The organism is Citrobacter sp. CK191, from assembly GCF_030333435.1.
In the GTDB taxonomy this organism is placed as follows: Bacteria; Pseudomonadota; Gammaproteobacteria; order Enterobacterales; family Enterobacteriaceae; genus Citrobacter_B; species Citrobacter_B koseri.
The window spans coordinates 202,442-215,599 of the sequence record NZ_JAOWFX010000028.1; the positions used below are offsets into that span (position 1 = coordinate 202,442).

General features: G+C 55.1%; 12 protein-coding genes. 6 read left to right on the plus strand and 6 right to left on the minus strand.

The window, feature by feature from the left end:
- Window positions 1-30 precede the first annotated feature (30 nt).
- A complete protein-coding gene (poxB, locus tag OGV82_RS08330) occupies window positions 31-1,749 on the minus strand; it encodes a ubiquinone-dependent pyruvate dehydrogenase (protein WP_047457834.1) in 1,719 nt (572 codons plus the stop codon).
- A gap of 153 nt (window positions 1,750-1,902) precedes the next feature.
- Between poxB and OGV82_RS08335 the strand changes: the two genes are divergently transcribed.
- Window positions 1,903-2,337 carry a DoxX family protein gene (locus OGV82_RS08335; RefSeq protein ID WP_024130489.1) on the plus strand — a complete coding sequence of 145 codons (435 nt, stop codon included), beginning with the start codon at window positions 1,903-1,905 and terminating at the stop codon, window positions 2,335-2,337.
- An 89-nt stretch (window positions 2,338-2,426) separates the two neighbouring features.
- On the opposite strand, the gene hcr is transcribed toward OGV82_RS08335, so the two are convergent.
- The 4 genes from hcr to aqpZ all read right to left on the minus strand — a co-directional run bounded on the left by hcr (window position 2,427) and on the right by aqpZ (window position 6,975).
- A complete protein-coding gene (hcr, locus tag OGV82_RS08340) occupies window positions 2,427-3,395 on the minus strand; it encodes an NADH oxidoreductase (RefSeq protein WP_024130488.1) in 969 nt (322 codons plus the stop codon).
- A gap of 11 nt (window positions 3,396-3,406) precedes the next feature.
- On the minus strand, window positions 3,407-5,059 hold the full coding sequence (gene hcp / locus OGV82_RS08345; RefSeq protein ID WP_024130487.1) for a hydroxylamine reductase: 1,653 nt from the start codon (window positions 5,057-5,059) through the stop codon (window positions 3,407-3,409).
- Between the two features lie 145 nt (window positions 5,060-5,204).
- Window positions 5,205-6,104 (minus strand): LysO family transporter, encoded by a 900-nt coding sequence (locus tag OGV82_RS08350; protein WP_012133055.1) that lies wholly within the window; start codon window positions 6,102-6,104, stop codon window positions 5,205-5,207.
- A 175-nt stretch (window positions 6,105-6,279) separates the two neighbouring features.
- Window positions 6,280-6,975, minus strand: a complete 696-nt coding sequence (gene aqpZ, locus OGV82_RS08355) for an aquaporin Z (protein ID WP_024130486.1) — start codon at window positions 6,973-6,975, stop codon at window positions 6,280-6,282.
- 290 nt (window positions 6,976-7,265) lie between these two features.
- On the opposite strand from aqpZ, the gene OGV82_RS08360 reads away from it, so the two are divergent.
- From OGV82_RS08360 to macB, 3 genes are all read left to right on the plus strand, one after another.
- On the plus strand, window positions 7,266-8,924 hold the full coding sequence (locus OGV82_RS08360; RefSeq protein ID WP_024130485.1) for an ATP-dependent endonuclease: 1,659 nt from the start codon (window positions 7,266-7,268) through the stop codon (window positions 8,922-8,924).
- Between the two features lie 166 nt (window positions 8,925-9,090).
- Window positions 9,091-10,188, plus strand: a complete 1,098-nt coding sequence (gene macA / locus OGV82_RS08365) for a macrolide transporter subunit MacA (protein WP_371417097.1) — start codon at window positions 9,091-9,093, stop codon at window positions 10,186-10,188.
- Window positions 10,185-12,131, plus strand: coding sequence for a macrolide ABC transporter ATP-binding protein/permease MacB (gene macB, locus OGV82_RS08370; RefSeq protein ID WP_047457825.1), 1,947 nt, complete (start codon window positions 10,185-10,187; stop codon window positions 12,129-12,131). The genes macA and macB overlap by 4 nt, the downstream gene beginning before the upstream one ends.
- A gap of 136 nt (window positions 12,132-12,267) precedes the next feature.
- Here macB and cspD read toward each other — a convergent pair whose 3' ends face one another.
- Window positions 12,268-12,489 (minus strand): cold shock-like protein CspD, encoded by a 222-nt coding sequence (gene cspD / locus OGV82_RS08375; RefSeq protein WP_000447499.1) that lies wholly within the window; start codon window positions 12,487-12,489, stop codon window positions 12,268-12,270.
- Between the two features lie 150 nt (window positions 12,490-12,639).
- On the opposite strand from cspD, the gene OGV82_RS08380 reads away from it, so the two are divergent.
- Together OGV82_RS08380 and clpS are read left to right on the plus strand one after the other, a co-directional pair.
- On the plus strand, window positions 12,640-12,714 hold the full coding sequence (locus OGV82_RS08380; RefSeq protein ID WP_213164981.1) for a hypothetical protein: 75 nt from the start codon (window positions 12,640-12,642) through the stop codon (window positions 12,712-12,714).
- A gap of 98 nt (window positions 12,715-12,812) precedes the next feature.
- Complete coding sequence (gene clpS, locus OGV82_RS08385) at window positions 12,813-13,133, plus strand: ATP-dependent Clp protease adapter ClpS (protein WP_012133050.1); 321 nt, start codon at window positions 12,813-12,815, stop codon at window positions 13,131-13,133.
- Window positions 13,134-13,158 lie beyond the last annotated feature (25 nt).

Below are 13,158 nucleotides of genomic sequence, written 5' to 3' on the forward strand. Positions count from 1 at the left end.
CCTATAGTTTAAAAGGCGATGTGCATTGTTTTACCTTAGCCAGTTGGTTTTCGCCAGTTCGATCACTTCATCACCGCGCCCGCTGATGATCGCGCGCAGCATATACAGGCTAAACCCTTTGGCCTGCTCCAGTTTGATTTGCGGCGGAATGGCCAGTTCTTCTTTCGCCACGACCACATCGACCAGTACCGGACCGTCGATAGACAGCGCGCGTTGCAGCGCCTCGTCGACGTCGGCGGCTTTTTCAACGCGGAGCCCTGTAATGCCGCAGGCTTCAGCAATGCGGGCGAAGTTCGTGTCGTGCAGCTCGGTGCCGTCGGTGAGGTAGCCGCCCGCTTTCATCTCCATTGCCACAAAGCCCAGCACGCTGTTGTTGAAAACAACAATTTTTACCGGCAGCTTCATCTGTACGACAGAGAGGAAATCGCCCATTAGCATACTGAATCCCCCGTCGCCGCACATGGCGATCACCTGACGGCCCGGTTCGGTGGCCTGGGCGCCTAACGCCTGCGGCATGGCATTGGCCATTGAACCGTGGTTAAACGATCCCAGCAGACGGCGCTTACCGTTCATTTTCAGATAACGCGCCGCCCATACGGTCGGCGTGCCGACGTCGCAGGTAAAGATGGCGTCATCTGCGGCGAAACGGCTGATCTGCTGCGCCAGATATTGCGGGTGAATCGCTTTCTCGCTCGGTTTGGCTAAATCATCCAGCCCTTTGCGCGCGTCGCGATAGTGCTCCAGCGCTTTATCAAGGAATTTACGATCGGTTTTTTCTTCCAGCATCGGCAATAACGCGGCGAGCGTGGAGCGAATATCGCCGACCAGCGCCATATCGACTTTACTGTGCGCGCCAATGCTTGCCGGGTTGATATCGATTTGAATGATTTTGGCGTCGGTCGGGTAAAAGGCGCGATAGGGAAACTGGGTGCCGAGCAGGATCAGGGTGTCAGCATTCATCATCGTATGGAAACCGGATGAGAAGCCGATCAATCCCGTCATGCCCACATCGTAAGGGTTGTCGTACTCCACATGTTCTTTGCCGCGCAGCGCATGAACAATTGGCGCTTTAATTTTGGCGGCGAATTCCACCAGTTCTTTATGCGCGCCCGCGCAGCCGCTGCCGCACATCAGGGCGATATTGCTGGAGTAACGTAATAGCTGTGCCAGTTTTTTCAGCTCTTCTTCGGCCGGGGTTACGACCGGCAGCGGGGCATGATACCAGTGGGTGCTGGCGCTTTCCGGCGCCGGTTTCAGCGCGACGTCGCCCGGCAGCACCACGACGGAGACGCCACGGTTAAGCACCGCTTTACGCATGGCGATCGCCAGTACCTGCGGGATCTGCTCCGGGGTGGAAACCAGCTCGCAATAGTGGCTGCATTCGCGAAACAGCTCTTGTGGGTGGGTCTCCTGAAAGTAGCCGCTGCCGATTTCGCTGGAAGGAATGTGGGCGGCGATAGCCAGAACCGGGACGTGATTACGGTGGCAATCGAACAGACCGTTAATCAAATGCAGGTTGCCAGGCCCGCATGAACCCGCGCACACCGCCAGTTCACCGGTGAGTTGTGCTTCCGCGCCAGCGGCAAAGGCGGCGACCTCTTCATGGCGCGTCGACATCCAGTCAATCGTCCCCATCCGGTTCAGGCTGTCGCTCAGGCCGTTCAGGGAGTCGCCCGTCACGCCCCAGATACGTTTCACGCCAGCCTGTTCAAGTGTTTTTGCAATGTAAGCGGCAACGGTTTGTTTCATGGTTTTCCATCTCCTGTAATGTGATACCGGTTACAAGTTTAGATGAAGATAATCGTTACGCTTTGTCATCACCCCTTATTTTCAGCAGCTATATTTCAACCGACAGAACGCGTAATTTAATGGCAAACCAGCCGGAACCAGGAGTCAATTCAGATGGTTACAACGTTATTAAATGCAGTGAACCGTATGCTGACGCATGAAGATTTTGGCAAGTTTCTGTTACGCCTCGCAGTAGGGGGGCTGATGCTGTTTCACGGCCTGCATAAACTGTTCGATGGTATTGATGGCATTAGCAATATGCTGATTGCAAAAGGATTGCCCGGGTTTATCGCCTATGGCGTGCTGGTGGGCGAGGTGATTGCGCCTTGCCTGATTGTGCTGGGTATTCTTACGCGTCCTGCCGCGCTGGTGCTGGCATTGACGATGGTGGTGGCGTGGTTAATGGTCGGCACCGGGAAAACCTGGCAACTGGATGCCGTCGGCGCATGGGCGATAGAAAGTTTAGTTTATTTCTTTATTGGCGCGCTGGCGGTGGCGTTTCTGGGGGCGGGGCGGTTCTCTGTTGCGGGAAATTCGGCCTGGCGGTAAAGAATTGCCGGATGGCGGCGTAAATGCCTTACCCGGCCTGCCGAAAAATGGCAGGCCGGATAAGCGAAGCGTCATCCGGCAATGAGAGCTTATGCCAGAACTAAATCGCCCTGCGGATGGCAGGAGCAGGCCAGTACATAACCGTCGGCGATTTCCGCATCGGTCAGCGTCATGGTGCTGCTGACCGTATATTCACCGGAAACCACTTTGGTTTTGCAGCAGCCGCACACGCCAGCACGACATGCCACAGTCACCGGAACTTTATTGCTTTCCAGCGCGTCCAGCAGCGTGGTGCCGACAGGCGCGTAAAACTCCTGCGCCGGTTGCAGTTTGGTGAACTTCAGACCCTCCGTTGCCGCTTCGGCAACCGGTGTAAAGAACTTCTCTTTAAAGAAGCGCGTTACGCCGAGCGCTTTCACTTCCTGCTCAACCATGTCCATATACGGCGCAGGGCCGCAGGTCATGACGGTGCGCGATGCCAGGTCCGGCACGTTTTTCAGTAATTCAGTGGTCAGGCGACCCGCCACGAAACCGTGGGTCGCATTGTTCTCCGCCACCAGCGTGACCGGGTACTGACGCCATTCCTCAGCGAAAATCACATCCTGCGGCGAACGCACGTTGAAGATCACCTGCACATCTGCCTGCGGGCGGTATTTTGCCAGCCAGCGACGCATCGACATAATTGGCGTGACGCCGCAACCGGCCGCCAGCATCAGGAACTTGTCTTCGGCTTTGTCTTCACAGATAAAGTCGCCCATCGCATCGGACAGCCAGATATAATCGCCGCGTTTCACCTCGCGGGTTAACCACTGTGAACCTGCGCCTTCATCAATGCGACGGATCGTCAGCGTAATGTACTCGCTCACGCCCGGCGTGGACGAAATGGTGTAGGCCCGCAGCGTATCCGCAGAGTTGCGAACGCTGACCAGCGCATACTGACCGGCACGGTACGGATAGTGATCGTGACACAGTAATGAGAGAGTCCACACATCCGGGGTTTCCTGATGGATGTGATGTACCTGCATCCGCCACGGACACTGAGTGGTTGGCATCGTCATTCTAAAACTCCTTACGCGCTCAACAGTTGCTGCATATCTTCTTCAACGGTGGTGACCTGACGCAGGCCAAATTTCTCGTTGAGGACAGCCAGCAGATCCGGGGTGAAGAAACCTGGCGCAGTCGGCCCGGTTACGATGTTTTTCACGCCCAGAGACAACAGCGTCAGCAGGATGACGATCGCTTTCTGTTCGAACCAGGAGAGTACCAGAGACAGCGGCAGGTCGTTCACGCCACAGCCCAGTTTTTCTGCCAGCGTGACGGCCAGAATGATGGCGGAGTAAGCGTCGTTACACTGACCGGCGTCAACCAGACGCGGCAGACCTTCGATGTCGCCGAATTCCAGTTTGTTGAAGCGGTATTTACCACAGGCCAGCGTCAGAATCAGGCAGTCATCCGGTACGCTGGTCGCGAAATCGGTGAAGTAGTTACGTTCGCCACGCGCGCCGTCACAGCCGCCCACCAGGAAGATGTGACGCAGTTTTTCGCGGCTGACCAGGTCGATCAGGCTGTCTGCTGCGCCCAGCAGCGTCTGGCGACCGAAACCAACGGTGATCAGATGCGGGATTTCGCTGTACGGGAAGCCTGCCATCTGCTGCGCCTGGGCGATAACCGGAGAGAAATCTTCACCTTCCAGGTGGTTTACGCCCGGCCAACCGACGATGCTGCGCGTCCAGATACGGTCGTCATACGCGCCAACGGTCGGGTCGATGATGCAGTTAGAGGTCATCACGATAGGGCCAGGGAAGCGGGCGAATTCAACCTGCTGGTTCTGCCAGCCGCTGCCGTAGTTACCGACCAGGTGTTTGAATTTACGCAGTTCCGGGTAACCGTGCGCGGGCAGCATTTCACCGTGGGTATAGACGTTCACGCCAGTCCCTTCGGTCTGCTCCAGCAGGTTGTACAGATCTTTCAGGTCGTGACCGGAGATCAGGATGCACTTACCTTCAACCGCTTTCACGTTAACCTGAGTCGGGGTCGGGTGGCCGTATTTGGTGGTTTCACCGGCATCCAGGATGCTCATCACTTTGAAGTTCATCTGGCCGATTTCCATAGAACATTCCAGCAGAGCGTTCATATCGGAAGGCCAGGTGCCCAGCCACGCCATGATTTTGTGGTACTGCGCGTAGATGTCGTTGTCATACTGACCCAGAACGTGGGCGTGCTCCATATACGCTGCCGCACCTTTCAGGCCGTACAGGCAAAGCAGACGCAGGCCGAGGATGTTCTCGCCAATAGCGGCTTTGTCTTTGTTCGGGGTGAACTCGGCGGCCTGACGTTGCAAATCGCCCAGATCGTCGCTGACCAGTTGCAGGTCGGCCATCGGGTTGTTTACCGTGGCGCTTGCATCGATGTTCTGGCACTGCGCTTTCAGTGATTCGCGCAGGGCGATCGCTTCACGGGCATAGCCGACGATACGCGGAGAATCGAAGTTAACGTTGGTCAGAGTGGAGAAAAATGCACGCGGGGCAAAGTTGTCAACGTCATGATCGATGATGCCATATTCACGGGCTTTAGCAGCCCATGCAGACAGACCTTGCAGGGACGCAATCAGCAGATCCTGGAGATCGGACGTTTCCGCTGTTTTACCGCACATACCCTGCGCGTAGGAGCAGCCGTTTCCCGCCGGAGTACGGATGGTTTGTTCACATTGCACACAAAACATGGTCACACCTTTTTTAAAGTTATATTTAATATACATGTTTAAGGTTATGCCTGCGCGCAAAGGGATAAAAGTGATTTCTTACATAATTTACAGGGAGATTGATTTAGCGCAATTTTGGCGGCAGAGTTCTACCGCCAGGGAGGTATCAGGCTGAGAAAAAGGCCATCAGGATCGGCACCAGCAGGCTGAGGATAAAACCGTGAACGATGGCGGCAGGCACCATCTCCAGACCGCCTGTACGCTGAAGTACCGGCAACGTGAAGTCCATCGACGTAGCGCCGCATAACCCTAACGCGGTGGAGCGACTGCGACGAACCAGGCCGGGGATCAGCATAATCGCTATCAGCTCGCGCGCCAGATCGTTAAAGAAAGCGGCGCTGCCAATTACCGGGCCGAACGATTCGGTCAATAAAATGCCGGACAGGGAATACCAGCCGAAACCCGATGCCATTGCCAGCGCGGTTTTGATCGGCAGGCCGAGAATGAGCGCATTGATGACTCCGCCGAGCATAGAGCTGGCGACCACCACCACGGCGACAATCATCCCCCGGCGATTCAGCACAATCTGTTTTAAGGTCATGCCATTGTTTCGCAACTGGATGCCGATCAGGAATAATAAGAAGATCAGCGTATATTCGCTGGCTTCCGTAGCGTGTTTGAGAAATGCCAGCCCGCTGAGGCCAAGCAGAAAACCCAGCACCACGACGCCGCATAATTTAAGTGACTCAAGTGCCATCGCGATACGTGAAGGTAATTTCTCCTGCTGGTGGTTGTGTCGCCACGGTAGCGAACGTTCCAGCCAGAATAATGCCGCGATGTTGCACAGCAAAATAACGGTAATACTGACAGCGGAATAATGAAAAATAGCGAGCAAATTACTGGCGAGATTATCCAGGAACGCCAGGCTGATCCCCATAAAAAAGAGAATGACGTAGACAATCCAGCTTAACAGCCGGTTGATCAGTTTTAATGCGGCCTGATGCTGAAGTGGAATGAGGTAGCCCACAATCAGTGGAACCAAAATGATTAAAAGTCCTGAAAACATGAACAACCGGGTCCTTTATATGCGAGACAGCGCAATGACACTACCCAATAAAGGCGGTCAGGTAAAGGAGCAAAAAAAAGCCGGGTGGCGCTAATGCTTACCCGGCATGCTTATTGTACTGTACCGCAGGTCGGGTAAGGCGTAGTCGCCACCCGACACCACGGGCTTCACTCAATTAGTCGCGTTTTTCAAGCAGCGTGCGGTACAGCACGCCACCCAGAATACCGCCGATAATCGGCATCACCCAGAACAGCCACAGTTGTTGTAATGCCCAACCGCCCTGGAAGATCGCAACCGCGGTGCTGCGCGCCGGGTTCACAGAGGTGTTGGTGACCGGAATACTGATCAGGTGAATCAGGGTTAACGCCAGACCAATAGCGATCGGGGCAAAACCCGCCGGGGCGTGTTTGTCCGTCGCGCCATGAATGACCAGCAGGAAACCGGCGGTCAGCACGATTTCAATGACGATGGCGGAAAGCATGGAATAACCGCCAGGGGAATGTTCGCCGTAACCGTTAGAGGCAAAACCGCTGGCAGCGGCATCAAAGCCTGCTTTACCGCTGGCAATCAGATACAGCACCGCCGCGGCAATAATACCGCCGACAACCTGAGCGATAATATAGCCAATGACCTCTTTTGCCGGAAAACGACCGCCAGCCCATAAACCTAATGTCACTGCCGGGTTAAAATGTCCGCCGGAAATATGACCTACGGCAAATGCCATTGTCAGTACGGTCAGACCAAAAGCCAGCGCGACACCCGCAAAACCAATTCCCAGTTCAGGGAATGCCGCAGCCAGAACGGCGCTTCCGCAGCCACCGAAAACGAGCCAGAATGTACCGAAACATTCGGCTGCTAATTTTCTAAACATAACCACCTCAAATAATAAAATTAACCACATTGAATATGCGGCTGTTTTTTTATCGTCATAAAAGGGTGACGACATAATGCAGGAAACTGTATTTTAAGAACGAACGTCACCCAATCACCAGTTAAAAAAATTCAGTTAGTTTGATTTAGGGCAATGTGGTGTGAATCCTTGTTCTGATTTGTCTTAATAAAGAGTGTAGTGCACGGACTTAATGCTGCAATTATCACGCCATGCAACGGATTTTGTCGTTATACTGCGGAAAGGATAAGTTGTTCATTTCTGGAGGATACATGATTCTCGAACGCGTTGAGATTGTGGGTTTTCGCGGGATCAATCGATTATCGTTGATGCTGGAGCAAAACAACGTGCTGATTGGGGAGAACGCGTGGGGGAAATCCAGCCTGCTGGATGCCTTAACTCTGCTGCTGTCGCCAGAATCGGAACTGTATCATTTCATCCGCGAGGATTTCTGGTTTCCCCCCGGAGATCTTCAGGGACGTGAACATCATCTGCATATTATCCTCACTTTCCGTGAATCTCAGCCGGGCCGCCATCGGGTGCGTCGATACCGCCCGCTGGAGGCATGCTGGTCTCCCTGTCAGGATGGTTTTCACCGTATTTTCTACCGTCTGGAGGGGGAGAGCGCGGCAGATGGCAGCGTGATGACGCTGCGCAGCTTCCTTGATGGCGACGGCCACCCGCTGCCGGTCGATGATATTAATCGCCAGGCACACCATCTCATTCGTTTGATGCCGGTACTGCGCCTGCGCGATGCGCGCTTTATGCGACGCATCCGTAACGGTACGGTGCCCGATGTTCCCGATGTTGAAGTTACCGCCTGCCAGCTGGACTTTCTGGCGCGAGAGCTGGCGACCCGTCCGCAGAATTTAACGGACGGGCAGATCCGCCAGGGGCTTTCGGCGATGGTACAGCTGCTGGAGCATTACTTTTCCGAGCAAGGCGCGGGGCAATCCCGTCATCGGTTGATGCGTCGCCGTTCGAACAACGAACAGCGTAGCTGGCGCTATCTGGACATTATTAACCGGATGATCGACAAACCCGGCGGCCGCACGCATCGCGTGATCCTGCTGGGGCTGTTTTCCACGCTGTTACAGGCGAAAGGGACGCTGCGGCTGGATAAAGATGCCCGACCATTATTATTGGTTGAAGACCCGGAAACGCGTCTGCATCCGATTATGCTGTCGGTGGCATGGCAGTTGTTGAATCTTTTACCGCTGCAACGTGTGGCAACGACCAATTCCGGCGAGCTGCTGTCGCTGACGCCTGTGGAGCACGTTGTCCGTCTGGTGCGTGAATCTTCACGGGTCGCGGCCTGGCGATTGGGGCCTGGCGGGCTGAGCGCGGAAGATGGTCGCCGCATCGCCTTTCATATTCGTTTTAACCGGGCCTCGTCGCTGTTTTCCCGCTGCTGGCTGCTGGTGGAGGGCGAAACGGAAACCTGGGTTATCAACGAACTGGCGCGCCAGTGTGGGCACCACTTTGATGCCGAAGGGATTAAAGTGATCGAATTCGCCCAGTCTGGCCTGAGACCGCTGGTAAAATTCGCCCGCCGGATGGGAATTGAGTGGCATGTGCTGGTGGATGGTGACGAAGCCGGGAAAAAATATGCCGCAACGGTGCGCGGTTTGCTGAATAACGACCGGGAAGAAGAGCGTGAGCACCTGACGGCATTGCCTGCTCTGGATATGGAACATTTTATGTATCGGTCAGGATTTGCTGATGTCTTTCATCGGGTGGCGCAAATACCGGAAAACGTCCCGATGAATATGCGGAAAATTATCTCGAAGGCGATCCACCGCTCGTCAAAGCCTGACTTAGCCATTGAAGTGGCGATGGAGGCAGGGCGACGTGGCGTTGACGCGGTGCCGACGCTGTTCAAAAAAATGTTCTCCCGCGTACTCTGGCTGGCGCGCGGGAGAGCGGATTAACGGCGAAACAGCCGCGACATCTGTGGCGGAATGCAGTCCAGCAATGGATAGCGACGGCGATATTCGGCGCGTTTTTCAGTGTTTGTTTATTTACCGTTAAGGTTTATCTTCCCACTCTGGTGGATATCTCGGGGAATGTTGGATCGTTATGAAGCTCAAGGGAAAAATGAAAAAGCGCTATCTTCTCATCGCCCTCATTATCATCGTGGCGATGTTTACGCTCTGGCGAACGTTAAATGCGCCGCTACCCCACTATCAAACGCTGATTGTCCGTCCGGGCGACCTCCAGCAGAGCGTGCTGGCGACGGGGAAACTGGATGCGCTGCGCAAAGTGGATGTCGGGGCGCAGGTCAGCGGCCAGCTTAAAACGCTGTCGGTCGCAATTGGCGACAAGGTGAAAAAAGATCAGCTGCTTGGCGTTATCGATCCTGAACAAGCGGAAAACCAGATCAAAGAGGTGGAAGCCACGCTGATGGAATTACGCGCTCAGCGCCGACAGGCTGAAGCCGAGTGGAAACTGGCGCGCGTCACCCTGTCACGCCAGCAACAGCTGGCGAAAACCCAGGCGATTTCGCGACAGGAACTGGATACGGCCGCGACGGAAATGGCCGTCAAACAGGCGCAGATCGGCACGATTGACGCGCAGATTAAACGTAATCAGGCTTCTCTTGATACGGCAAAAACCAACCTGGATTACACCCGCATTGTCGCCCCGATGGCAGGCGAGGTGACGCAAATCACCACCTTGCAGGGACAGACGGTGATTGCCGCTCAACAGGCGCCAAATATCCTGACGCTGGCGGATATGAGCACCATGCTGGTGAAGGCGCAGGTTTCCGAAGCGGACGTTATTCACCTGCGTCCCGGACAAAAAGCCTGGTTTACCGTGCTGGGCGACCCCCAGACCCGCTATGAAGGCGCGCTGAAAGATGTCCTGCCCACGCCTGAAAAAGTGAACGACGCTATTTTCTATTACGCGCGTTTTGAAGTTCCTAACCCGAAAGGGATTTTGCGCCTGGACATGACCGCACAGGTGCATATTCAGCTCACGGACATTAAAAACGTGTTGACGATTCCGCTGGCGGCGCTTGGCGACCCGGTCGGCAACAACCGCTACAAAGTCACGCTGTTGCGTAACGGCGAAACCCGTGAACGCGAGGTGTCGATTGGCGCGCGTAACGATACCGACGTGGAGATCGTCAAGGGACTGGAAGAGGGCGATGAGGTGGTGATCAGCGAGAGCAAACCTGGAGCCGCGCAATGACGGCATTGCTTGAGCTGAGCAATATTCGCCGTAGTTATCCGTCAGGTGAAGAACAGGTCGAGGTGCTGAAGGGCATCTCCCTGCAAATTCATGCCGGAGAGATGGTAGCGATTGTCGGCGCGTCCGGTTCCGGTAAATCGACCCTGATGAATATCCTCGGCTGTCTGGATAAACCTACCAGCGGCACCTATCGGATTGCGGGGCGGGATGTCTCCACGCTCGACAGCGACGCGCTGGCGCAACTTCGCCGCGAACATTTTGGTTTTATCTTCCAGCGTTATCATTTGCTCTCACATCTGACGGCGGCGCAAAACGTTGAGGTGCCCGCCGTTTATGCCGGTACGGAGCGCAAACGACGGCTGGAGCGGGCCGAAGAGTTGCTGCAACGGCTGGGGCTGGGCGATCGGGTGGATTATCAGCCTTCGCAGCTCTCCGGCGGGCAACAGCAGCGGGTGAGTATTGCGCGCGCGCTGATGAACGGCGGGCAGGTGATCCTCGCGGATGAGCCGACGGGGGCGCTCGACAGCCATTCCGGCGATGAAGTGATGGCGATTCTGCATCAACTGCGCGATCGGGGGCATACGGTCATTATCGTGACCCACGACCCGCAGGTTGCCGCTCAGGCCGAACGGGTGATTGAAATCCACGATGGCGAGATCGTGCGTAATCCGCCATCGCAGAAAACGCAAGCGGGGCAAGGTATCGCGGAGCCCGTCGTCAAAACGGCCTCCGGCTGGAGCCAGTTTGTCAGCGGATTTCGTGAGGCGCTCACGATGGCGTGGCTGGCGATGGCCGCCAATAAAATGCGCACCTTGCTCACCATGCTGGGGATTATTATCGGGATTGCGTCGGTGGTGTCGATCGTGGTGGTCGGCGATGCGGCAAAACAGATGGTGCTGGCGGACATTCGCGCCATTGGCACCAATACTATCGATATTTATCCCGGTAAAGACTTCGGCGACGACGATCCGCAATATCAGCAGGCGCTGAAATATGACGATCTGAACGCGATTCAGAAGCAGCCGTGGGTAACGTCCGCGACGCCTGCCGTATCGCAAAATCTGCGGCTTCGCTACGGCAACATCGACGTGGCCGCCAGCGCCAATGGCGTCAGCGGCGACTATTTTAACGTCTACGGCATGACCTTTAGCGAGGGGAACACGTTCAACAGAGAGCAGTTGAATGGCCGGGCACAGGTGGTGGTGCTCGACAGCAACACGCGGCGTCAACTTTTCCCCAATAAAGCGAAAGTGGTGGGCGAAGTGATCCTGGTCGGTAATATGCCTGCAACGGTGATCGGCGTGGCTGAAGAGAAACAGTCTATGTTCGGCAGCAGTAAGATCCTCCGCGTCTGGCTGCCGTACAGCACGATGTCCGGGCGGGTGATGGGGCAGTCATGGCTGAACTCCATCACCGTTCGGGTGAAAGAGGGATTTGACAGCGCGCAGGCTGAGCAGCAGCTTACCCGCCTGCTGACGCTGCGCCACGGGAAGAAGGATTTCTTTACCTGGAATATGGACGGCGTCTTGAAAACCGCCGAAAAGACCACACGTACTCTTCAACTGTTCCTGACGCTGGTTGCGGTTATCTCACTGGTGGTAGGGGGGATTGGCGTAATGAACATTATGCTGGTTTCCGTCACTGAACGAACCCGGGAGATTGGCATCCGTATGGCGGTAGGCGCGCGCGCCAGCGATGTGCTGCAACAGTTCTTAATTGAAGCGGTGCTGGTGTGTCTGGTCGGCGGCGCGTTGGGGATCGGGCTGTCGATGCTGATCGCCTTTACGCTACAGATGTTTTTACCCGGCTGGGAAATCGGCTTCTCGCCCGTCGCGCTCCTGACGGCGTTCTTGTGCTCGACGTTTACCGGGATACTGTTTGGCTGGTTGCCCGCACGTAATGCGGCACGACTCGATCCGGTAGATGCGCTGGCGCGGGAGTGAATCTTGCCGGATGTTTGTCCGCCGGGTAAAGCGCGTCAGCGTCGCCATCCGGCAAAAAGCAATGGCGCAGAAATAAAAATGCCAGCCGATCGGGCTGGCATTTTGACTGCGGGATGTACACAATGAGACAGAAGAGCTATGCAACGGCTTCTGCTTCGATGGGCACGATGACACTGGCATGATTGCCTTTTGGCCCCTGGTGGACATCAAACCGGACAGACTGCCCGGCTTTAAGCGTTCTGTAACCATCCATTTGAATGGTGGAGTAATGGGCGAAAATATCTTCGCCGCCGCCTTCAGGGCAGATGAAACCAAACCCTTTGGCATTGTTGAACCACTTTACAGTACCCGTTTCCATGCTTCGACATCCTTCGTAAATCTTATATAAGTAAGATGGAATGAACCGGTGGCGGAGTGGGGGCTGTTCAAAACCTCGCCAACTCTCGAAACTACAATTTAGAGAAATCAGGCGGGGCGTCAAGCGCCAGGCGGGGTGGATGGGGTAAAAATGAATCAAAAATTTGAAGCAGTTAACGCTATTGCCGGTAATGTGACAGATGTCGCGGATGACAGAGATAGATGATAGTTATCTATTAATTGGGGTAGATTGATTGCGTGCATAGGCTCTTGTCAGCGGCAGTACGTTCTGCCGGTAACCGTAACCGAAGATGACGACTGACAATGGGTAAGACGAACGATTGGCTGGATTTTGACCAGCTGGCGGAAGATAAGGTGCGCGACGCGCTAAAACCGCCATCTATGTATAAAGTGATATTAGTCAATGATGATTACACTCCAATGGAGTTTGTTATTGACGTGTTACAAAAATTCTTTTCTTATGATGTAGAACGTGCAACGCAACTGATGCTTGCGGTTCACTATCAAGGTAAAGCTATCTGCGGCGTATTTACCGCCGAGGTCGCGGAGACCAAAGTAGCGATGGTGAACAAGTATGCGAGGGAGAACGAGCATCCGTTGCTGTGTACGCTGGAAAAAGCCTGAATGCAGGCGTAAAAATTGGGGGAGG